General features: G+C 58.8%; 18 protein-coding genes and 1 pseudogene. 9 read left to right on the top strand and 10 right to left on the bottom strand.

Annotation, left to right across the window (positions count from 1 at the left end; genetic code table 11):
- Positions 1–398: 398 nt before the first annotated feature.
- Genes ASD36_RS12105 through ASD36_RS12090 form a run of 4 tightly spaced genes read right to left on the bottom strand, consistent with a single transcriptional unit; the run spans position 399 to position 7,286 of the window.
- Positions 399–1,016 carry a hypothetical protein gene (locus tag ASD36_RS12105; RefSeq protein WP_156393842.1) on the bottom strand — a complete coding sequence of 206 codons (618 nt, stop codon included), beginning with the start codon at positions 1,014–1,016 and terminating at the stop codon, positions 399–401.
- Positions 1,013–2,962: a BREX-3 system phosphatase PglZ gene (pglZ, locus tag ASD36_RS12100; protein WP_060510748.1), complete on the bottom strand. Its 1,950-nt coding sequence runs from the start codon at positions 2,960–2,962 to the stop codon at positions 1,013–1,015. Before pglZ ends, ASD36_RS12105 begins: the two co-directional genes overlap by 4 nt.
- Positions 2,959–5,736 carry a helicase-related protein gene (locus tag ASD36_RS12095; RefSeq protein WP_200954897.1) on the bottom strand — a complete coding sequence of 926 codons (2,778 nt, stop codon included), beginning with the start codon at positions 5,734–5,736 and terminating at the stop codon, positions 2,959–2,961. Before ASD36_RS12095 ends, pglZ begins: the two co-directional genes overlap by 4 nt.
- The gene (locus ASD36_RS12090; RefSeq protein ID WP_156393841.1) at positions 5,733–7,286 is read right to left on the bottom strand and encodes a site-specific DNA-methyltransferase; all 1,554 of its coding nucleotides are present in this window, start codon (positions 7,284–7,286) and stop codon (positions 5,733–5,735) included. Before ASD36_RS12090 ends, ASD36_RS12095 begins: the two co-directional genes overlap by 4 nt.
- Before the next feature lie 56 nt (positions 7,287–7,342).
- Between ASD36_RS12090 and ASD36_RS29960 the strand changes: the two are divergent.
- Positions 7,343–7,666, top strand: a pseudogene (locus tag ASD36_RS29960) (LysR substrate-binding domain-containing protein); the annotation flags it as partial.
- A 145-nt stretch (positions 7,667–7,811) separates the two neighbouring features.
- Here the strand turns inward: ASD36_RS29960 and ASD36_RS12085 are convergent.
- Entirely contained in the window at positions 7,812–8,657 is an 846-nt protein-coding gene (locus tag ASD36_RS12085) for a hypothetical protein (RefSeq protein ID WP_156393840.1), read from the bottom strand.
- 213 nt (positions 8,658–8,870) lie between these two features.
- Here ASD36_RS12085 and ASD36_RS12080 point away from each other — a divergent pair, with 213 nt between their 5' ends.
- A complete protein-coding gene (locus ASD36_RS12080) occupies positions 8,871–9,194 on the top strand; it encodes a hypothetical protein (RefSeq protein ID WP_060503981.1) in 324 nt (107 codons plus the stop codon).
- Between the two features lie 146 nt (positions 9,195–9,340).
- A complete protein-coding gene (locus ASD36_RS12075; protein WP_060510742.1) occupies positions 9,341–9,709 on the top strand; it encodes a transposase in 369 nt (122 codons plus the stop codon).
- Positions 9,710–10,042: 333 nt separating this feature from the next.
- Here the strand turns inward: ASD36_RS12075 and ASD36_RS12070 are convergent, their stop codons facing one another.
- Positions 10,043–10,930, bottom strand: a complete 888-nt coding sequence (locus ASD36_RS12070) for a LysR family transcriptional regulator (RefSeq protein WP_162246360.1) — start codon at positions 10,928–10,930, stop codon at positions 10,043–10,045.
- A gap of 75 nt (positions 10,931–11,005) precedes the next feature.
- Between ASD36_RS12070 and ASD36_RS12065 the strand changes: the two genes are divergently transcribed.
- Positions 11,006–11,896 carry a DMT family transporter gene (locus tag ASD36_RS12065; RefSeq protein WP_060510740.1) on the top strand — a complete coding sequence of 297 codons (891 nt, stop codon included), beginning with the start codon at positions 11,006–11,008 and terminating at the stop codon, positions 11,894–11,896.
- Between the two features lie 127 nt (positions 11,897–12,023).
- On the opposite strand, the gene ASD36_RS12060 is transcribed toward ASD36_RS12065, so the two are convergent.
- Complete coding sequence (locus ASD36_RS12060) at positions 12,024–12,947, bottom strand: LysR family transcriptional regulator (protein WP_060503989.1); 924 nt, start codon at positions 12,945–12,947, stop codon at positions 12,024–12,026.
- Between the two features lie 223 nt (positions 12,948–13,170).
- On the opposite strand from ASD36_RS12060, the gene ASD36_RS12055 reads away from it, so the two are divergent.
- The 5 genes from ASD36_RS12055 to ASD36_RS12035 all read left to right on the top strand — a co-directional run bounded on the left by ASD36_RS12055 (position 13,171) and on the right by ASD36_RS12035 (position 19,394).
- Positions 13,171–15,594, top strand: coding sequence for a penicillin-binding protein 1A (locus ASD36_RS12055; protein ID WP_060503990.1), 2,424 nt, complete (start codon positions 13,171–13,173; stop codon positions 15,592–15,594).
- 70 nt (positions 15,595–15,664) lie between these two features.
- Complete coding sequence (locus ASD36_RS12050) at positions 15,665–17,254, top strand: penicillin-binding protein 2 (protein WP_244489804.1); 1,590 nt, start codon at positions 15,665–15,667, stop codon at positions 17,252–17,254.
- Positions 17,255–17,314: 60 nt separating this feature from the next.
- The gene (locus tag ASD36_RS30585) at positions 17,315–17,713 is read left to right on the top strand and encodes a hypothetical protein (protein WP_156393839.1); all 399 of its coding nucleotides are present in this window, start codon (positions 17,315–17,317) and stop codon (positions 17,711–17,713) included.
- Positions 17,714–18,095: 382 nt separating this feature from the next.
- Positions 18,096–18,743 (top strand): hypothetical protein, encoded by a 648-nt coding sequence (locus tag ASD36_RS12040; protein ID WP_060510853.1) that lies wholly within the window; start codon positions 18,096–18,098, stop codon positions 18,741–18,743.
- Between the two features lie 294 nt (positions 18,744–19,037).
- On the top strand, positions 19,038–19,394 hold the full coding sequence (locus tag ASD36_RS12035) for a hypothetical protein (RefSeq protein ID WP_060510733.1): 357 nt from the start codon (positions 19,038–19,040) through the stop codon (positions 19,392–19,394).
- 58 nt (positions 19,395–19,452) lie between these two features.
- Here ASD36_RS12035 and ASD36_RS12030 read toward each other — a convergent pair whose 3' ends face one another.
- The 3 genes from ASD36_RS12030 to ASD36_RS30580 form a co-directional block, all read right to left on the bottom strand.
- Positions 19,453–19,977, bottom strand: coding sequence for a 2'-5' RNA ligase family protein (locus ASD36_RS12030; RefSeq protein WP_082562768.1), 525 nt, complete (start codon positions 19,975–19,977; stop codon positions 19,453–19,455).
- A 679-nt stretch (positions 19,978–20,656) separates the two neighbouring features.
- Positions 20,657–22,195, bottom strand: a complete 1,539-nt coding sequence (locus ASD36_RS12025; RefSeq protein ID WP_060510731.1) for an IS3 family transposase — start codon at positions 22,193–22,195, stop codon at positions 20,657–20,659.
- Positions 22,196–22,480: 285 nt separating this feature from the next.
- Positions 22,481–22,738, bottom strand: coding sequence for a carboxymuconolactone decarboxylase family protein (locus ASD36_RS30580; RefSeq protein WP_060510729.1), 258 nt, complete (start codon positions 22,736–22,738; stop codon positions 22,481–22,483).
- Positions 22,739–22,799: the final 61 nt, after the last annotated feature.

The raw sequence follows: 22,799 nt of genomic DNA, 5'->3' as shown, positions 1-22,799 counted from the left end.
TGTGCCTTAAGGTTGCGCGTCACTCATTTCACCGCATCGTCCTGGCGCGGCACTCTAACTCGGGCCGTCGGGAACTACCAAAGTTTCGGCAGGCCGACAGCCGTCACTAAAGACATAATTTGATAAGTTTATACAGGCAAATGTCTGAAAAGATACGATATCAACGACGGTTTTTTGCTCGAAATCTGGTGCGGGGCCGGCAGAGGACGTCGGGAGTACACCAAAGTTTTTTCTGGAGGCAAAAGGCATGATCGAGCCGCGGCGCCCCGATATTGCTTCCTTAAGTGGAAGCTGATTTGCTGCTACCGTCAGAACAGAGGATCGTCGGCTAGCTGCGTTGTGCCGACCGCAACGACATGCTCTGGTGATCGATCTCTGCATAGCCGCCGGCTGTCCGATCAACCTTTGTTGAAGGCGAAAAGCAGCGGATCAGTCGCTTGTAACGGGGTGACGCTGTGTCGCGACCTGTTGGCAGCAAGATCAAGAAGTCTCTTTGCCTCTGGAACAAGCTCCAGAGATGCTGCATGGCAGAGCCTTCGGTCGGCTTGACGTTGGACCATGCCCCAAGACACCATCGTTTTAAAGGCATAACTGGTTGCCTGATCGATCGTAGCCCGCTTTCCGTGCAGTTCGAACATGCGGCGGTGAACCTCTCCTGCGGAACAAGTCTCTTGCAGACGAAGTAGGCGACCAACGTTTTCCACTACCTCCCGGAAATATGGATAGGCTCCAATAGCTACGGCTACAAAGGCCGCGGTGCGTGACCCTGGCTTACTATGTTGCACGAGCATAGCAGCCTCTATCGTAAGGCTTCGACCGACCGTACCCTCCGGAAACCACATCCGATTTAAGATACCGACAACCTTGCGCTGGACCTGGCGTCCTGGGATATCAGCTGCGAGTTGTGCGTGGAGACCTTTCCAGTCGCTTTCGCCACGCACAACGGACGCCGCCAACTCCATCCATTCGGCATCGATGAAACGATCCATGCCAATTCGGGGTGGTACGGTGCTCACGTCTCTTCCTTTCTCGAAATCCTGACGAACGGGACGATGACTTCCTCCAGGGATGTGCCCCCATGCACGACGGCTCGCCGGCCGTCGGGGATAAATGCCCGCCCATACGGTGCGAACAGCGGCATATAGGTGTCGGGCAAACCACCCGGCTGCAGAACCCGGCTGCCGGCGATAGTGGCGGACGACTTCTGCCGCAGAGCCACGCTGTCGTAGATACGGACCCGCTCGCCACGCTCCTCCGCGGCGCTCCCCTCCGACGGACGGCCCATGCCTACGACGTCGACATTGCCGTGGTCAGCGGTGACGTAGATGCGGTAGCCCGCTCCGATCAGCGAACAGACGAGCCGATCCCATTCGCCGAGCCCGAGCCAGTGCTCGATGCGGCCGACCAGCGCCTGCTTACCGAACAGCTCTCCGTGGAGAAGCTCGTCGACCGTGTCCACAACGAGCCCGATGACCTCGACGCCATCGGCAATCGCGCCGGAGATGACCTCGTCGCAAGACCCCGGCTGGCCAAGTCCCTTGGCGTAGAACACTTGGCTCTCGGCGAGACCCTCGTTCACCCAGAAGCGCCGCCATGCGGCGGGTTCGGGCGAGGTGCTGCCGATCGTCTTGGCAAAGGCTCGTGGTTGATCGCCGGTGAAGATCGCTTGGCGCGAGACGCCGGTCACCGTCGGTAGCCAAGCGAAGCATGACCGGGTATCGATGAGGAGGTCCGGCTGATTGACACGAAGACGGCGCTCCAAGATGAGCCACTGGTCGAGCGCGATCCCATCGACAACGATCAGCGCCTGCCTCCGCTCACCGGACCGTCGACGATGCGCCATGTGCGGCGCGATCTGATGCACGATAGAGGGAGCGGTCGCGTAGCTGTTGAAGCTCAACCCGTCGAAGCCGCTCTTCAGCCAGTCGAAAAGGGAGACATCGATGGCCTGTGCGATCCCGGCCATCGGATCAGGTCGGGTGGCGTCAGTGGCTAGGCTTCGCCCCGCATCAACGATCTCGGCGTGCCGTTCCGCAAACCGCAGCCACTCGCCGTGTGTGGCGCCGTCCTTCGGGATGTCCTGTCGCAACAAGTCGATCCGCTGCTCGGCCAGGGCGCGAGCGGCTTCATCGTCCCGCGCCATTCCAACGACCATCCAGCTCGGCGTCGATGGGGGAACCAGCTCGACCTTCGCGGGCGCAATGGTGCCATCAAGCACCATGCTGTCGAGGTTCACGCGGACGCCGGGCAGCGCGAAGGGGATGACGTCGGCGGGCGGCTCCTCGCCGCGTGCCCATGCCCGTGCGAACAGGTTCCAGTCCCGTTGGACGCGGTCGATGAAGGTCGCCCGATCGGAAAGGATCGATGCCGCTACCTCGACAGACATGCCGTCCGGCCTGCAGGCCCGCTCTGCCACATGGCATGCGATGAGGCGTGGGAGGGGCGAGCCCCGGAAGAAAATGTCGAAGGCCTGCTCCCAGAAATCAGTAGGGCGTCGGAGTAGGTCCGGCACGACGCGGTAAAGGTTGGTCGCTAGGAAGTCTTTCGTCGCGACCGTGCCTATCGTCGGCATGCTCGGCCTAGAAGACGTGATCTGCCACAGGTCGTCATAGCGTTCTGATCCGACCGCGCGCACCGCGTTTGCGTCGAGCGCGCCGAACAACTCGGGGATCGAGAGCGCATGTACGCGCGCCTCGTTCAGGACGTCCCAGGGCACGATCGTGCTGGCATCACCACGGACGTGGACGAGGAAGGCGCCGCCTCCAGCCGCACCCCTTATTTCGGCTTCGTAGCGTTGCCGGAAGGCGAGCGGGTCACGATAGGTGACGAGCTCGAAACCTCTTTTCGCGAGGATTGGGGCAACCGTGGGGGCGAGCAGAATCTCATCGGGGTCGGTAACGACCCACAGATGGCTGAACTCGCGCTGGAACGGAGCCAAGATGTGATCGGACCAAGCCGTCATGCCGGTCGCACCTCGACGATGATTACCGGCTCCAGGCTTGGCATTATCGCAGCCGCGTTCTGGAGCTCACGGATGCGACGCTCATGTTCCTCCTCAAGGCGCCCCAGCCGTGCGCGTCGAACGTTCTCAAGCCCTATCCGGCCTATCGCCCGTCGGCGTGCGTCGAACGCTGCGGCTACGCGCTGGCGCTCCTGCTCCAGCTGCTGGAGGTGTCCGTTGCGAAGCTCCAGGTAGATCGGCTCGGCCTGCGCTTCGGCGAACTGCTCCAAGGCGGCTGCCGCGTCGCTGGCGTAGTCGCCGTCGGTCGTGAGTTCACCTGTGACGATCATGTCCCACAGCCTACGGGCCGTGGGCGCGAACGCCCGCCCGTTCTGCACGAAGAGCGGCATGTATCGCTGATTATCCCCCCGCACGGTGCTCATGCGAATGCGCCATAGCGACCATACGCCCTCGACGCCGGCCGGCAGCTGTGGCACCGATACGCGCGGAATCGGGCGACCCGGCGGTTCTGCGGGAAGGTGGTCGATCACGCCACGGACGGCGGCATTATCGAGGGTCAGCCAAGTCGCGTCGGGAGCCGCGTCGAGACCGGATGCGTCGAAGCAGGCACGATCGTTCGAGGAGCCATCGGGCCAGGTAATCCGCCAGGTTTCACCATCGCGTTGGGCAACGCCGCCGGCGTCGGCAAGACCGGCTGTCACCGCCTTCTCAACCCAAAAGTGGATGGGATGCCGGCGCCACCTCTGGGCGGCGCCCGGATCGAGCGGGGCGGCGGAACCGAGGAGCTCGTGACGTTCGCGGTCGGCAGCTATCCGTGCCCGTAGTTCTTCCAGCCTGGCGTCGGCGCGTTGCTCGACCGCGTCGGGCGAGAGGATGCCGTCGATGTAGAGGCCGTCGAACATCGCTTCCGCTTCGACTGAGTCCATCACGTCGGCCGCCTTGTTAACCCCGAATTCCTCGGCTATCGCCTCGAGCTTCGCCTCCAGCACCTCACGGACGCGGTGCTCGACCGTCCCACCGAGGACGAAGTTGGTGGCGCGAACCGTATGCTTTTGCCCGATTCGGTCAACGCGGCCGATGCGTTGCTCGATGCGCATAGGATTCCACGGCATGTCGTAGTTGAACATGACGTGCGCAAACTGGAGATTCAGCCCCTCGCCACCTGCGTCCGTCGAGATCAGCACCCGAGCCGTTCCTGCGAACGCCTTTTGAGCGGCTACTCGCTCCTGCACCGCCATCTGCCCGTTAAGCGTGGCTACCTCGAAGCCGCGCTCGCGGAGCTGTGTGGCGAGCATCGCCTGCGTAGGGACGAACTCGGTGAAGATGAGCACCTTCAGGTCGAGGTCGTCCTCCTCCTGCTGCATGCGGTAAACATGCTCCAGCAACGCCTCGACCTTTGCGTCGGTTCCTCCGAGTGCCTGCTCCGCGAGACGTAAAAGGGTCGCGACCTCCGCCTTCTCCGACCGCCAGCCAGGCCAGTCCACCAGCTCGTCGAGCTGCGACTGTCCATCCATGTCCGCCATCTCGGCGACGTCGATGTCAGGCGCAAGCGACAGCTGCGCGGGTGCATCCTCAAGCACCTCGAGACGACGGCGGAGGGTTGTAGCGATCGCGGCAGTAGACGATGTCACCAGCCGCTGCATAAGAACCATGAGGAAGCCGATGTGGCGCTGCTTGCTCTTCAATGCCTGATTGTAGCCATGCCGCACATAGTCGGTGACCGCCTCGTACAACTGCCTCTGGGCGGCGTGCCTCGGTTCCCACTCCACGGTCACGAGCCGGGTCTGCCGGGGCTTGAAGAGCGGATTGCCCTCGTGGTCGATGGCGAGCCGCTTCTCGGTTCTAACGACGTACGGTGCCACCCGATCACGGTCGATGCAGTCCTCGCCGGGAAAAGCCTCACGGTCGAGGAGCTGCATCAGGCGCAGGAACTGGTCCGACTTCCCCGAGTGTGGCGTCGCGGACAGCAGGAGCAGGTTGGGCGTGGCGTCGGCGAGCGCGGAGCCCAGCTTATAGCGGGCCACCTGATCGGTGCTGCCGCCGAGTCGGTGTGCCTCATCGATGACCACCAGGTCCCAGGCGGCGGTGATCAGGTCCTCAAAACGCCGCTGGTTGTAGGCCGCGATCCGCTCCCAGGACCAACCGCGACGCCGAGCAAGGGGCTTCACGCTGTCGAGGGGGCAGATTACCTGATCTGCGACGCGCCAGACGTTGTCGTCGTCCGACCAGCGGGAGATTGCGTCGAAGTCGCCCGGTTCTGCGATGCGGAATGCCTCACCGAAGTGGAGCTGCATCTCCGCCTGCCACTGTGGGGTAAGCCCCTTCGGCGCGACGACGAGGATGCGTTTCGCCAGGCCGCGCAGCTTGAGCTCGCGGATGACGAGTCCCGCCTCAATCGTCTTGCCTAAGCCGACCTCGTCCGCGAACAGGTGGCGGACTCGCCCCTTTTCCATGGCGCGCTCCAGCGCATAGAGCTGGTGCGGCAGCGGGGTGACGCTTGATCGCATAGGTGCGAGCAGGACCTCGGTGGCGAGCGCCTCCTGCACGCGTGCCGCGGCGGCCCGGTGCACGATGGTGTTTAAAGTGGGTGCGCGGGCGGCGACTGGCTCGGCCGCGGCTTCATCGATCTGGGTAACCGTGCCCGACGCGGGTGACCACACTCGGAGCGAGTGCACGCCCCAGCTCTCCAGCCGGTCAATTACCTGGACGGCACCAAGAGGACCATGCCACAGCCAGTCGCCGCGTTGGGCGCCCGACGCGACGATGGCGCTCACCGCTCAGCCTCGAGTCGAGTCTCGGCCATGCTGTGCAGCATCATTAGACGCTCGTCCTCCTGCCACACTTCATCGGGCACTTTTGCCGATACGTCGATGATAGTGCGGTAGTCCTTGGCCGCCCACGCCGCCTTGAACCCGACCCGCATCACCTCCAGCCGGATCTCCCTCATCTTTTTGCCCTTGTGAGCCTTGTAGATGTCGAACTCGCGCAGCAGCGACTTCTCGCGGCGGGCCTCGACGTCATGTTGCTTGTTAGGGTCGGGCACGAACCAGCGATTACGCGCCTTCTCGACCAACTGCGGGGCGTCCTTGTCGAGGTTGCGCAGCTCTTTCCAGTTTGACGACAGGTAGGCATGGATCTGCGACGGCACAGGGCCATTGCCGTCAAATTTTAGGAAATTCTCGTCGAGGAGTCGAAGCAGTTCCGGCTTGGTCTCGTGCTTCCTCCAACCAGCGCCCGTCTTTTGAGTGAAGTCAGGGTGCACCTCCTGATAGGTCGAGGGTTTGGCCTTTAGAAAGTCGGTGAGCCAGTCGATCGCGGTGCGCTCGTCGTCAACGAACAGGTCGCGCTGCGGTGGATCCCCTGCCTGCATGCGCGCCCTGTCGTACTCGTCGATCTGGTTGGGCAGGAAGAACATGCTATCGCGCTCAGGGAAGCGCTCGGCGAGCCCGGCCTGGAACTCGGCGCTGGACAACGGCACGGGCGTGTTGTGGCGCACGAACCAGGCGACCATCCGGTCGAATAATCGTCGTGCATCGCGCTCCGCGACCATCTCGATCCCGCCGACCTTGCTCCGCTTGACCACAGCCAGATTCTTCAGATGGGTGCGGATGAAGTCCCACGCAGTGTCGTCAGTCAACCCGCGCGCTTCGAACCGGTCCTCTAGCCCGCCATTTGGCTTGTAGCACGAGACGACAAGATCCTGTTTCACAGCGTTTGCGGACGTAACCTGACGGTAGCTACCCTGCGTCTTGTCCAACGCCGTAACCTCCGCAACGACGAAGCCTGCTTGCTGAAGCGCGACTTGGATCGCGTTCCACACGGACGCCCGGCTGTTCGAAAAAACGACTGTCATCCACCGACCAGGCTTTAGAACGCGAAAGTATTCCGCGAAGCAGGCCTGCATGGCACCTTCATACCAAGGAAGGTCCTTCTCCTTTGCCGAGTCCACGATAGCCTCAGCTGATGCTGCGGTAGTCACACCGTGCCAAGCTTCCACAAGAAAGTTGAGATCAGCGTAGTAAATGTTTTCCCCGAACGGTGGATCAGTAAACACGTAATCCACGGAGGCGGCTGACACCGGCAGGTGTGCGGCTGTCCCCACGGTCACAAACGCATCGTGTGACTTCGGTGCAAACAGGCGAAATGCGCTAACGAGTCGCGAGAACTTTCCTTCTAGGTTATACCAAGGGCTGCATTCCGCATGCTGCGAGGCGATGTAGTAGACGCCGTTGAGGTTGCGGTTAACCTGCGAAAAGTGGGTCGGGCTGTAGCGGTTGAGGATCGAGAACCCCCAGATCGTCTGTTCCACAGCGAACACCAGCATCTTCCGCACCCGCTCGTTCGGCTCTGCCGCGGACAAGCGCAACAGGGCAGCGAGCGAAGATTATTTCCTTCTCGCGGCAAAACCTATCCTACACCGAGAGATATTTTGCCGAAAAGTTCGCCGAGTATGATCTGACACGGAACATCGCTTACACCTGCGACGACACTTTTTCCCTGGTTTCGCTGGTCTCCGCAGGGCTCGGGATCGGCTTTGCGCCGGAATGGACTGGCGATCTTCCAAACCGCAACCTTGCACTCCGGAAGGTGAGGGGCGTTGACTTCCGGATTGGGCTGGGTATTGCTTGGAACGCCGAGGACCCTACGACGTCACGAAATGACATTGTGGATATCGCGCGATCGCTCGCCCGGCAAGTGCGCTAGACCCAAATGACTGGGTACCGATAAGCCATTGATAATGCAACATTATCGGTCTTTTATTAGCGGCGACGGGTGGTGCGGTTTTGGTGCACTACGTGACCGTAAAATGCACGTACCGGCTCGGTGATTTCGCGAGCCCGCGGTGCATTTAGTCGATTCGTTTGAGGTTTTCCGGCACCTGATAAGCAGTCCCCTCGAAGCGCAGACGACGGACAGTTGTGATCGCGTCTTTATCGTCCACACACTCTCCGTCCGGGCCCAACGTGCTGATAGTCTTTGTTTTCTTCTCCGAGACGAGGATATCGGAACGGCGGTTTGGTTGAAGGCGCCCCATGGCGAGCGTGCGCTCGATGGTCTGGAATTCCCCAGCGCAATTGGTATCCCATTCGCCCTGGTGCCCTGCGACCACAATGTTATCGAGCACAGGTTTCAGTTCGTTGTTGTCTATGACAAAGAGCCACAGGACTGTCTCGCCAAACGGATTGGGGCTCGAACTTCCGCGCCGTTCAATGCGCAATCCGAAGGCAATCTCGCTCTCTGAAAGGCGATAGTATGCGGTGTCAAAAGCCACGCCTGAGACGAAGACGGCATCGTCGGTGAGAAGGTCTGGAAGGCGCAGCCGGTGCTTCAGCTTGAGATCGTCGCTTTCGACAACGAGCAGTTCGATATCTCCTTCGTTTCCGTCCTCGGATTGGCTCGTCATGAGAGGTACTGCGAAAAGCGTGAGCTCGGGGCGGGCGGGCCACGTCTTGCAGATCAGTTCATGAGGATTGTCGCCCAAATCTGCCGGTAGCCCGATGGTCTGGACTCCAAGCTTGATTTCCCGTTCGGAAACTTGTTTCGCCGCGGGGTAAGCTTGCCTGACGGTGTCGGCGCCTCGAGCGCTACACGCGCTGTCGGCCGCCTGAACACTCGGAACGGTGAAGGCAACAATGGCTGACGTAGCGGCAAGCAGAAAAAATACCCGGCGCTGGCGAACGAAACTTGACGACATGCTGGTCCCCAACGATTGAGTATCTTCGTCCATAGTGGTCCAACGAGTGCGGAGAAGCCAGTGCGGCTTGTTTGGCTGCGGGCTTAGAGTCCCTCCCGCTGTCGAAAGATAGCGCAGGAGCGATTGCTCGCCGGTCATTGACCCAACTTATCGCGTTGACACTCTCGTCTCCAAATGAGAACGATTAGTGAACATTATGGAGGCTCACAGCCGATGATTCGCTATTCCCGCTATGTCGAGCCCGACGTCCCGCTGCAACGGGCAGTCCCAAAATCCCCCAGCCCGAAACCACGGACTGTTGTCGTGTCAACGGAGCACGCCGTGACGGAGCCGGCGCCCACATCTCTTAACACCGACAGGGTGCAGTCGGCTGCCGAGACCTTGTCGCCGGGCGTCGAGCAACTCGAACTGACAGCGCCTGACGACCCGCCGTCGAAAGCGAGGAAGAGTAAGTCCTCCGTGCGCAGGCCCAAGACCCAGCCGGTCGATAGCGGCACGGCGCCGGCATTGCCTTTGCTCACCGGGATCGAAGTCTAGCGGCGGCCGCGTCATCCGACATCTAAAACACTGCCTGCCGCAATATCGTAACCGCCCGATTGGCACCGCCTGCCGCTTAACGCCCTGATAGCCTAAGACACGTGTGTAACGACGTCGTTAGCGACGTGTCTTATGCGGGGATTGCGATGCGGGTTGAAATTCTTGGGCAAGAGCGGCGGCGTCGATGGCGCGATGATGAGAAGCTCGCGATTGTCATGTCGGTTGGGGTTGCGGGAGCCACGATCACAGAGGTTGCTCACCGGTACGATGTAACGCGTCAGCAGATCTACACCTGGCGTGGCGAACTCAAAAAGAAGGGGCTGCTGTCGGCGTCTGCGAATGCATTGTTTGTTCCCATCGATATGAATTCTGTACAGACCGATGTTCAGGAATGCAGGGAGAGCCGCTCCGGGATGATCGAATTGCGATTGAGCCGCGGTCGCATCCTGCGCTTCGGCAGCGCGGTCGATACGGCCGCACTGACGCAGCTTATTCGGGCGGTGGAAGCAGCATGATCGGGCCTGGGACCGGCGTTCGGGTCTATCTTGCGTGTGAGATCACGGACATGCGCAAAGGAATAGAAGGCCTGGCAGCCCTTGCCCAGGATGACGCCGGCTCATCCTTTCCGAGAAAGCCAGTCGCACCTTCAGATAACGTTCCACGGTGTAGATCCCGGGCCCTCCTGCATTCGTCGCAGAAGGGTATATAGGTGGCTGGGTTTTATTCCAGCGCAGCAGGACTATCCCGCCTCTACCCTGGCAGACTTTCTCACCGCCGCTCTCAGAGCACAGATCACTCATAACTACATCCCTCATGAAAATCGGGTTTTGCACTCTGGCCAGGTGGATTCACCTGAACGTCGCCTCTCGAACACTGGCGTCGGCGGAAAACAATTTTTCGATGCGGTCGGCTAGTCTCTGAGTGGCTTTGGACAAGCGCCCATTGTGCACCACGATGTGAAACATCTTGGGATTCACGACCCTGCGTTCTGCGACGGGTAGAAGGCCAAGCCTTCTGCACGCGTGATCGCCGTAAGGTGCGCGCACCAAAGCAATACCCAATCCCTCGGCCGCAGCAAGCAATGTCAGATCGTAGCCGGGCAGGTGTCTGTCCAGAGGACGGACCGCCAGGCGCGGCAAATCCAGCCACATTGGCCAGCCGTCATCATACTGGTCATGGATCAAAGGGTAGGATAGGATGGTTTTGGGATTTAGATCTGCGGGTAACGTTGCGGCGAGACCCGCCGAGGCGTAGGGCCTGAACATCTCTCGCGCGAGTGGGATTGACCGGCTCGCGGGCCAGGGGCCAGCTCCGTAGCGGATTGCGATACGGTCGGTTGCCAAGGGCATCAGCCGTGAATCGATGTCGAGAAGGATGTGCAGGTCCTTGGGGTCGCCTTCGAGCCGCATCAAATTCGGTATCATCCAAAGCCGCGCGAAGGAGTTGATGACCCCAGTGCGCACAATTGGCATGTCTGCGCCGCGCGGCCCCGCAAGTCCGATGTCGCGAAACTGGAGAAGAAGGGTTTCCACCTGTGCGGCGATGTCTTGCCCCGCTTCCGTCAGCCGCACGCCGCGTCCGTGCCGCTCGAAGATCCGGAAGCCGGCCCAAGCCTCCACGAGGGCGATCCGGCGACTGATCGCCCCATGGGTGATGTCGAGCGCATTGGCAGCAGCGGAGAATGATCCCGTTTCGGCCGCGTGCAGTACGGCTGCGAAAGCGTCGAGGCTTGGCAAGCTGTGATCCATGCGCACAACAGAATATCGATGGGCGCCATATGTCAACAGCATCCGATGTGGCAAAACTCGGTCATGACCCAGACAATAAAGCTTCCCACCCAGACAACACTCTTACCCGCCCTCGCGGTCGCTGGAACGATTATCAATTGGTCGGCCTCGTTCGCGGCCATCGGCATTTCGCTGCGCGAGTTGGAACCTCTCCCCATGGCGAGTGTCCGTTTTGCGCTCGCTTCGTTCCTCGCTCTCGGATGGCTGCTGTGGCAGCGCCAGTTCCGTTTTCCCACGCGCGACCTCTTTGTGATTCTGATATGCGGCGTGCTCGGCATTGCCGCATACAACATGCTCTTGAACCTGGGGCAGGCTTCGGTCTCTGCGGGGGCGGCCAGCTTTATCGTCAACACACAGCCCCTCTTCATGGTTGGGCTCGCGGTTGTTTTCCTGAAAGAGCGGTTCAGTGCCTGGGCCTGGTGCGGCGCACTCCTTGCACTCTCTGGTGTTGCCGTCATCGCTTCGGGCCAGCCCGGAGGTCTGGTGTTTGGCGCGGGAACGATACTGATTGTGGGGGCAGCGGCGAGTGCGGCAACCTATTCGGTTCTGCAACGGCCGCTCCTCGCTCGCCACAACCCTCTGTCCGTAACGGCTGCGGTTGTACTTGCTGGAACCGTTGCGCTGTGCCCATGGCTTCCCGCAGGGCTCGAGCAGCTTGCCGCCGCCTCACAGGCAACTGTTGGCGCGGTTGTTTTTCTTGCCGTCGCGCCGGCGGCCATCGGTCAGTCGTGCTGGACATATGCGCTCAAACATTTTGGTGCGGCGCGAGCCGGCCAGTTTCTCTATCTCATTCCGCCATGTGCCATGTTTTTCGCTTGGGCCGGCCTCGGCGAGACGCCTGAAACCAGAACGCTTCTCGGTGGCGCATTGGCTCTGGGCGGGGTCCTCGCTGTCAACACGCTCGGCCGACGATAGGGCTATGCAATAGAAGTCCCACAGTTCTGGTAACCTGAAAACGGCCCGTACTTCCGGTGCCGGAGAGGCCAGGTCGGAAAAAGGGGAGCCGACGTCCGCTGACGACAACCCCCAATTTTTTTAATGCCTAGCTCAAACCCGTTTTAGCGCGTTGCTTTCCGGTTGATTGCATCGCGAGGGGGATCGCCGCGTCCAGGAGCCACTTCCTGAACGCTGACATTGCAGGCGTTCCGCTCCGGGATTTTTGCGATGTGAGCCAATAGCTCCCACGCGACACGAAAACATCGAAAGGCTGCTGCAGCGAACCCATTGTCAGTTGCCGCTGGAACATCAGTGGCGGCGCGAGTGCGACGCCTGCGCCTTGCAGTGCCGCCTCGATCATGGCGAGGGACGAGTCGAACATTATGCCGCTTGCGATCGGCGGCTCTCCAGTCACGCCGGCCGCTGCAAACCATCCGGTCCACTCATCTGCGCGATAGGACCTCAGAAGAACATTCCTGAAAAGGTCTTCCGGGCGTTTCAGTTTCTTTGCCATTTCAGGAATGCAGATCGCAGAGAGCGGTGCATCAAACAGGTGTTCGGCTTCGATATTGTGCCAGGCGCCGCTCCCGAACCTGATCGCGAAATCCAAGCCCTCAGCTGCGATGTCCACGCGATTGTTGTTGGTGGATAGTCGCAGTTCGATCTGCGGGTGGTGTAGTTGAAAGTCAGCAAGACGTGGCAATAGCCAACCTACCGCGAATGTTCCGATGACGCCGACGGTGAGGACCTCCCGCACGTAACCGCCCTCGAAGCGCTCGAGCATATCGGCCATGCGGTCGAATGAATCGCGCACCACTGGCAGAAGCGCCTCGCCTTCTGCGGTTACCATCAGACCTCTCGAGATGCGCTTGAAGAGGCTGACTTTCAAGCGGTCTTCGAGAATCTTGACCTGATGGCTGACGGCAGCCTGCGTTACCGAGAGCTCAATCGCCGCCCGGGTAAAACTCAAATGCCTTGCGGATGCTTCGAAGGCGCGAAGCGCGTTGAGTGGCAGATGCGGACGGACCATGGTGACCCAAATTAAATTTGTATCTGATCCTAAATAACGTCGTTTGTGCGGAGGTATCAACCCCTATATCACACCATCATTGAAATAGCAGGTCGCAACAAGAACTCGGCGGAACGATCAGGTCGCCAAGAAAAATCGGGCTTCTCACGAGAAGAGAGGCTTGCTTTCGGCTGTCCCATGACTTGGCTCATGGAGAGCGGGCCGGATGTAGATGGAGTACGGAATGAAGCTTCTGGGAGGAATTTTGAGTGCCGCAATCAATCTCGGGCTCGTGCTTGCAGTGATGCTTTACGTCTTGATCGCGAATTTTAGCGCCGAGCTTCCCGACCATACGATGCTTGCCAACTGGCATCCCTCCGTCACCTCACGGCTCTACGCTGGGGATGGAACAATTCTGGCGGAATTTGCCCACCAGAAGCGTCTTTTCATGCCGATCGAGGCTGTGCCGCTGCGTGTGAGAGGCGCATTTCTCGCTGCCGAGGACAAGAACTTTTACAGTCATTCGGGTGTCGATCCGCTCAGCATTGGACAGGCCTTCCTGTCGAACATCGAAAATAGCTTGAGCGGTGATCGCCTCATCGGGGCCTCGACGATCACACAGCAGATAGCCAAGAACTTCCTGCTGACGAATGCCCGGACGCTTGAGCGCAAGCTGAAGGAAGTGCTGCTGGCTGTTCGCATGAGCCAAGCCTTCACCAAGGATCAACTGCTCGAACTCTACCTCAACGATATCTACTTGGGCGCCGGAAGCTATGGGGTGGCACAGGCGGCGTTGAGCTACTTCGGCAAGGGCGTGGCCGAACTCGACATCGCTGAGGCCGCTTATCTGGCGGCGCTCCCGAAGGGCCCGAACAACTACCATCCGGTCAAGGCCCGAGACCGAGCAATTGCACGTCGGAACTGGGTGATAGAGCAGATGTTGGCGAACAGCTTTATTACCAAAGCAGACGCGCTTCGGGCCATGGCGGAGCCGTTGGAGGTCGTTCTCAGCGAAAATCTCCCCACAGTTGAAAAAGCGGAATACTTCACAGAGGAAGTTCGCAGGTTCCTGCTGACCAAGTATGGTGAGGTTGAACTTTATCGTGCCGGATTCAGCATACGGACAAGCTTGAACCCTGTGTTTCAACGTGCGGCGATGAGCGCGTTACAGAGGGGGCTGGTTGAGTACGATCAGGCCAAAGGCTATCGCGGGCCGCTGACCCATCTGGCGAACAATGCCGAATGGCCATCCGCCTCAAGAAAGATTGCGCCTCTGGTTGATGTGCCCGAGTGGCGCCTGACCCTTGTGACACGGGTCGATGCGAATGGTGTGGTTCTAACTTCGGATGTCGTCAATGAAACTCCAATCGAGATGGATCTAAAATCGCTCGGTTGGGCTCTTTGCACCCCGCAGAAAGGCAAAAGACGATGTGCCAAGAACGCGTCCGACGTCTTTTCGGTGGGCGATGTCGTCTATGTCGAGAAGACTGAAGATGGGTATCGCGTACGCCAGCCGCCACAGGTTCAAGGTGCGCTGGTCTCTATGGAGGCAAGGACCGGTCGGATCGTGGCGATGGCCGGTGGTTTCTCTTATTCTCAATCACAATTCAACCGCGCGACCCAGGCTTTCCGTCAGCCAGGCTCATCGTTCAAACCGTTTGTCTACGCGGCTGCGCTTGACGCTGGTTACACCCCCGCGACCTTGGTGCTCGATGCACCCTTAGCCATTTCCGACGGCGCAGGCAGAGTGTGGCGTCCCAAAAATTATGACGGTCGTTCGGGCGGTGCATCTACGCTCAGGACAGGATTGGAAAACAGTCGCAATCAGATGACGGTACGACTTGCGCGCGCTGTGGGAATGGATGTCGTGGCGCACTACGGCGAGCGCTTTGGCCTCTATGATGATCTGAAAGAATATCTTCCGATGTCACTTGGCGCGGGTGAAACCACACTGATGCGGTTGGTAGCGGCTTATGCCGTCTTCGCCAACGGTGGCCGCGAGGTGCTTCCATCGTTCGTCGACCGTATTCAAAGTCGCGACGGACAGACGATTTTCAAGCAGGACGAAAGACGCTGCGATGGCTGCAACACTGCGCATTGGAATGGGCAGCCTGAACCCACTGTGGTTGACGACAAGGACTATGTGCTCGACCCGATGACTGCCTACCAGATCACCTCGATGCTGCAAGGCGTGGTCCAGCGTGGCACAGCGAGGAGTGTTAACGTCCTCGGGGTACCGCTCGCGGGAAAGACGGGGACGACAAACGATGAAAAGGACGTCTGGTTCGTCGGCTATACGCCGGATTTTGTGACCGGTGTCTTCATGGGCTACGATACGCCGACCCCTATGGGCTCGGGCGAGACTGGAGGGGGGCTGGCTGCGCCTGTATTCATCGACTATATGAAAACAGCGCTCGCTGACTGGAAGAGAGGCACGTTCCATCGGCCGGACGGTATGATCCTTCACCGTATCGACCGGCGAAACGGAACGGCGACAGAAGAGCAATCGGGCTCAGTTTTGGAAGTCTTCAAGCCGGGAACAGGCCCCTGCGTGGCCCCGTGCGACGTGATTGCTGATACGGCAGACCCCATAGTCGGTTCATCGTCAGGAAGATTTGACGATGAGTTGCTTGACCGGCTGATGCGCAGCACCGGCGGTCTGTATTGAGATGCGCCGCACCTTGCGATCAAGGCCGCAGTCGAGCGGCCAGAGCCGAAATCGCAGGCTCCTGCTGATCATGGCGGCATTCCTGGGCCTCTTTCTACTCATGCTTGCACGTCTCACCTTCCTCGGCCTCCTGGAGCCTCCCTTGTTAGCCACTGTGCCGAAGGTTGTCGCGAACAGCCGTCCCGCAATTGTGGACAGAAATGGTGCGATCTTGGCGATGGATCTCCCGATCACCAGCGCTTTCGCAATACCGAGGCTGATCGTCGATATCGACGACGCAGTCGAGCGCATCACCTCCGTGTTCCCGGACCTCGACCATCGTCAGCTCTATGACAAACTTGCCACAAGAGCGCACTTTGCTTGGATCAAGCGGCAGATAACGCCGCTCGAAGAACAGGCGTTGTGGGACGCCGGCGTCCCAGCGGTCAGTTTCCGGAGTGAGACAAAGCGGTTCTACCCCAACGGAGCACTGGCAGCACATGTGCTTGGCGCCGTGAATGTTGATAACATTGGTATCTCGGGGCTTGAGAAGTGGATGGAGACAGAAGGACTGGCGGACCTTCGTTCAAGCGGCATGGACACCTCGGCTGATGCGTTGGAGCCCGTTGTTACCACGATCGATATCCGCGTGCAGCATGCACTCGAGTCCGAATTGAAAAAGGCGATCGAGAAATATTCAGCCAAGGCGGCGGCGGGGCTCGTGCTTCAGGTCGAGACCGGAGAGGTTTTTGCCCTCGCATCCTTGCCCGACTTCGACCCGAACGCTCCCTCGGCGGCGCTTAAGCCCGATCGCATCAATCGAGTTGCCGCGGCAAATTTTGAAATGGGTTCAACGTTCAAAGCGCTGACCACCGCCATGGCGATCGACTCTGGCCGATACTCGATCCATTCGGTGATTGATGCCAGTAAGCCACTCGCTTTCGGTCGCGCGCGGATTCACGACTTCCAAGGCAAGTACAGGCCCTTGTCTCTTCCAGAGGCATTCATCTACTCGTCGAACATCTCGATGGCGAAGATGGCCCTGGACATCGGGAGAGAAACTCACCGGCGCTTTCTGCAGCAATTTGGACAGATGGAAACCCTTCGGACGGAACTGCCGGAAACAGCCACTCCGATCCTTCCGAAGCGCTGGAACGACATCGAAACGGCGACCGCCTCTTTCGGTCACGGTATTGCGGTCACACCGCTACAGGCGAGTGTCGGCGTCGCTGCCCTGGTCAACGGTGGAAAGCTCATCCGACCCACTTTCATCAAGATGTCAGCCCTGGCTCCCCGTCTCCTCGGCACGGACCTTGTCAAGGCTGGAACGACGAAGGCCATGCGCTACCTTTTCAAGCTGAATGCCGACGTAGGCTCCGCTCGAAACGGTAGGGTATCCGGATACCTGATAGGCGGTAAGACCGGCACGGCAGAGAAAGTCGTCGACGGCAGGTATTCAAAGACCCTGAACATCACCTCCTTTATGGGAGTAGTTCCTGCCGACGCCCCTAGATTCCTGGTGCTGACACTTCTGGACGAGCCAAAGGGGCTGCCGGAAACCCATGGTTTTCGCACATCTGGATGGAACGCCGTGCCGACTGGCAGCGCGGTGTTCAGCCGCATTCTTCCAATGCTCGGGGAGTTGCCCTCATTTGATGCGCCTCCGGGCCAATCTTACTAACGGCCCTGAACTCACGCGTTCACGGCCGATCTCACGTAATTGTCCATGAGAGGATAAAGTATGGAACGCCTGGTTTTACATGTCGTCGCCCTGTTGTCTTGCGCATCACTGGCCGTGGCCCAAGACGATCTTTACCCCGGTAGACCTGGTCTGACATATCCAGAAGGGACACCCCAGGAAATTGCGACTTGCGCGAATTTAAGCGGAACAATTCTGAATTTTCAGGCTGAAAGTTATCAACGGGTCGATCTGTGGGCAACCGGCCCTTTGACGATCGTGGATACAGACGGAGTGCTCTGGTATATCGGCATCTGCTCTTTGCCGGGCATCCGTGTGTTGTGTGTGACGTATTCTGACAACGGAATGCGTGTCGGCGAGGTCGTGACCGTCCGCGGTGGCATGGCGATTCAAGATAGCAAGCATGTTTTGCTTGACCCTTGCCTTGCCTCGCGCGATTGATGTCGCCTCTAAAAAGAAATGTTGGCACAACAGCGTCGAGCAATCCAGCATGGGGTGAAGCTCCATCGCAGCAATTCTCCCGAACCGTAACTTAGCGGATAAAGTGCAGGACCTGGCGGACACGACTACCAGCTCGCTAGCTATAGTTCCATAATTCAGTGCGGCGTACCGGTGTGGCGCAGCTGAAAAATCAAAGACTTAACCAAAGAATGGAGTCAACCGGTTTGATTCCGTTCAAGGCGTCTATCGTGAACGAGCTGCATTCGTGACAACAGCGCCTAAACAATGATTGGCTGGACGAAAGTGCCGGCATTCGCTATTTCCAGGATTTGCAGTGACACCGAACATGCCGCTGTCCCACGTCTACGCAAGGCTCCCAGAATTGAAAAAAAACGAACGCAGTTTTGCCGTCGAATATAAATCCAGCCGGCGAAAACCGGATGCCAAACCAAACTCGATCTGGGGCAACATGGATCTCAAGGCGGTGGCACTTGATTTGGAAGAAGAGGCAATGGCCTTCGCGGCGGATAGTAACATCACACGTCCACCCGCCCACGAACTTCATGAGGTAAAACCTGACACGGCGGTGCCGTTGTTGACAGTGACCCTCGGGCGGCCGACAAGTGTGGCAGTCAAAGAGGAGACGACGATGGCCGACGAAATCAATACGATCACACCTGATGATGCACCGGCCGTTGCGGAAACGCCTGTCGTACCAAAGAAAGAGCGCAAACCGCGTGCGAAGCGGGCAATCGCCTCTGTTGATACTGCGACAGAGTTTGCGCCTCCTGCAAAGCAAACGCGGGGACGCAAGGCAAGGCCAACGGAGGAGGCTGCGCCCGCAAAGCGTGCACCAGTGAAACGCACGCCAAAGGCGGAGCAAACTGCACCTGCCGGACCGGTTACAGCAAGCGACGAGATGGCGGATCTTTTGCAACTGGAAGAAGAAAACCAAAGGCTTCGTACGCTTCTGGCGGAAAAGCTTCGGGCCGAAAACGCTGATCTTCGCAAACGGCTCAAGCTCGATTGATATCTGTCGGGCGGCCGGTCGCAGACTGAGAGGTGAGTATCCTGGTGGCAGTCATGCTTGCTGCTGGATGTCGGCTCGCACCCTGCATGCGGGATAACCACGCGAGGTCGAAGTCATGGCGTCTCCCTGGAAGTTCTTGTCCGACTTGTGTCGTCTCCACGCCAGCAAAGGCAGGGCGACAACCCGCTAGAAGGCGAGTAGCTAAAAGATTTACTGGGCGCGGGACCGGCAGAAACGTCTATTGATGAGACCATCAACCCAACGGATCAGCCAATAGCTGACACGCCACCCGCCTTGCCATCAGCTTCGGCGCCCGAAGAGCCGGAACCGCTGGAGCAAACCGACGCGAGCATTAAAGGCGTGGCGGAGGGCGACGGCGCCTCCGACCCGGCGTTGGCGGCTCCAGGCATTGGCGGTCCCGCTGTCCTTTCGAAACCTGAAGAGCCCGTCAAATCTGCGCCGGGTAAGCGAAGAGGTCGTGCAAGGGACATCGGAGCGATTGGTTGTGCAGAGACAACTGCCGCCGTTTCGGCCAAATCCGATGAAACGAGTTTGGACGACGAAATCAAAAATCTCCGCGGTCAGCTGGCGCAAAAGTTGCGACTGCAGAATGCTAAATTGAAGAAAATGCTGGAGCGGTTCGACCGCTGACGTAAGCGGCTAGCGGAACGGAGCTCACACTAAAGGGCACCGATGCCGATGCCCGGTTTCAAACGTCTGTTTTGAACATGGCCGAGTTCTCATGCTTCCAGGGGCCGTTCAGATATTGCCAGAGATCGACACCGATGACTTTGATAGGGTGCGGTTCAAACGTCGAAAGGAGCTGGCGATGCAGATCGTCGGCCGCAAGGTTCGAGACCTTGTTCTGGATCGTAATGTGGGGCCGCCAAATCTGCATGTCCTGCGGCCCGAGCCATGGCAGGAAAGCGGCCTTCAGCTGCGCGCGAAGCTCGTGAAGTTCGAGGCTGTCGATCATAAAGGCAACACCAGCGCCAAGATTTTGAACACCGGTGACTTCGGCTTCGATTGTCACGCTTCCACCGGCGATGTCGGCAAGCTGCTCCATAATCCGGCCCGTGTATTCCCCAGGAAGACGGTGAAACATCGTCAGATGGGCACGGAGAAAATTCCGGTCCGGCGGAAAATAGATCTGACGCAACCGATCGAAAGGCGCCAGATCGGTCTCCGGTATGCGCGCTGTGAGAATGAGTGGTTGTCGTGTCTTCAAACGCATCAGTTCCTTCGTCACTGCTACGGTGTCGCGACTGGCTGACGACGGCCGCTGGCGGTGGAAACCGCGATCTCTGCGATCGACACGCGCATCTATAAGGTGTGGCCGTGAGCACCCCGGCGACACGACTATAGTGGAGATGCTGTCAAAAGCAGCGCAATAGGTGCGCTGACGGCTGACGCCGTCAATGCCCATACAGATGCCAGTTTGATCAATCGCATTTTTCGTGCGCGGGCTTCATCCCACTCGTATGTCATGATCTGTCCTCCGGGCCGCAATCAAGCACCGGGAGGCATCAAAGTCGAGTCAGAAACCGAGGCAACTGTACGTGCTAATGCTCCGTCCTGGCAGAATTCACTGGGGGTCAATCCAGATCTATTCAAGGCATTCGATGCCAATAGCCGTGTATGCTTACCTGTTTTATCCAAGCAGACGGCAAAACTCGCCTGCTTTCAAGGTTGTTGTCGATGCGTTGAAGATGTGAGGTGCCGATCAGCGGGCTGAGATGCGGATAGTCAGTAGGATCCTCAGATAAGCCGCGCAAGCAGCCAACTACGCCGACGGCCTGTCTTTGTGCAACTGCATCTGCTACCGAGATTGCGTGAGTTTCTCCTCGAAGGCCGTGTGTTGGTTTTCACGCGGAACTGAGCCGGTGGGGATGCGGATAAAAAGTTGGACTGCTTCATAAGTTTAGGCCGAGGCTCTTACGATATTCGACTGGGCTGAGCGATCCCAGCGATATCTTGATACGCTTCTCATTGTACCAGCGAATATAGGCATCTACCTCGGCGACGAACTGTTCGATTGTGATGGTCTTCCAGTCTCGTGGATAGAAGAGTTCGGTTTTCAACCGGCCGAAGAATCCTTCGCACGCTGCGTTGTCTTGTGAGCAGCCCTTTCGAGACATCGAGCGAACCAGTTTTGCTTCGCTGATCCGTGCGAGCCAGCCGGGCCAGCGATAGTGAGCTCCGCGATCGGAATGGACGATTGGTCGTTCCTCGCCGTTAGTCATGGTCTCAATGGCTGCATCCAGCATGGTATTGACCAGGTCCGCATCTGGTTGCGTTCCAATCGACCAACTGATGACCATGCCATCGAAGCAGTCGATGATAGGCGAAAGGTACACCTTCCCGGCTGGGATCTGGAACTCGGTGATGTCTGTCAGCCATTTCACATTCGGCGCTTTTGCATGGAAGTCGCGATTGATCAGGTTCTCGGGTGCCGGACTGATTTCTCCCAGATATGATCCAAAACGCCGTCGACGCGGTCTGGCAACGACCAGTAACTCCTGCTTCATCAAGCGCTGGACAACCTTTTCCGAGATTATCACGCTCTGCCTTGCCAGCGACGCCTGTAGTCTCCGATAGCCGTAGCAACGTCTGTTCGCTTCAAAGATTTTCGCGAGGCTGTGGCGGACGGCGGCATACTTGTCTGCCAGACACATGCGTGTGCGATGGTAAAAGTAGGAGCTTCGGGCAATTCGCAGCTGGGCGAGCAGTTCTGGCAAGCGGTAAACTTCCTTAAGGGCGTCAATCAGCTGTGTCTTCTCCCGATTACTCAGGATCTGCAGATCGACGCCCAGGCCTTTTTTTAGGAGTTCGTTGGCCTTCTTCAGGAGATCATGCTCGAGTTGCAACTGGCGGACATCACGCTGGAGGGCTTCAAGCTGGCGCTCGAGTTCCTCATGTTCTGGCACTTTAGAGTTGGCTTTGCGGCGTTTCATAGATGAAGGGGCCTCATGACCGAGAAGCTGGTCTTTCCAGCTGTACAATGTAGGCCTTGAGACGCCCAGCCGGTCAGCCACCTGTTGAGCGCTTTCATCTCCACTGCATAGTCCGATGACCCCCGCTTGCCGGACCTCCCTGGAATAGCCAGGGTGCCACGATCGACCGACCATCGATGTTCGTGTCTCTGGAAAGGCCTCTCGGACCCATGCGGTTAGAGTCCCTCGTCCAGGATAGCCAAGTGCCCTCATCGTCGCAGAGATGCAGCGATCATGGGTGCGAAAGTGCTCAAGTGCCGCTTGCCTCTGAGCCTCGGAATATTTTGGCGCTCGGGCTACTGACTGAACACGCAGGTCGAGATCCTGTACGTACTCGCGGTACCAGCCCCTCAGCGCATTCTTGGTGGGATAACCCAACTGTCGAATGGTCGAGTTGAGTCGCTTGCCAAGCCGGATATAAAGCTCAACGGCTCGAAGTCTGTCTGCGTAGGAATACATGAACTACCTCCTTGGTGGTCCAAGTTTTCGTCCGCACCCCCTTATGCGTCTAACCGGCTCAGTTCTGAGTGGAAACCAACATCGAGGTCCCTGAAAGTCAGCGTTTTGTCCATACAGGTGAAGGCGGGATGTTCGGCATATTTTTCGCATGAGTGTGCGAAAAGTTCACCGATTGACTTGAAAGGCAGTGAATCGATATGGCTAGGCATGCCCGGAGGGTAGGAATGCAGCCAGGGTTTCGCCGTACTCGGGGCTGGGGGTTGCATCAATGTGTTAGACATCGCCTTAATCTTTCCTGGGCCTTGCGCTGCGCCACGAGGTCGAGAAACTGACTCCCTTGCTCGTTGCGAGCTTCCGCGTGTGCGCGTCCAGACGGTGCGCACAACCATTGATTTTAAAAGCTCGGAGACTGAGCAGCCGAAACAGATGTTCGTCGAGCCCTGAACTGGCGACGAAACGGTCCAAAATCGACAGCACCGTGAAGCCGCCGGCGGTTTCCTTGATCGTGTCCCAGGGAGTGGTGTAGCTGGATTTCATAGCCATCGGTGATTTCCGGTAGGGTCGGGTTGCTTAGAACCAACCTGAAGGACACCACCGATGACCG

The sequence above is a fragment of the Rhizobium sp. Root1334 genome (genome assembly GCF_001426665.1).
Lineage (GTDB): Bacteria > Pseudomonadota > Alphaproteobacteria > Rhizobiales > Rhizobiaceae > Pararhizobium.
Note: the sequence above shows the minus strand (reverse complement) of the source record. Positions and strands in the feature narration are given on the sequence as shown.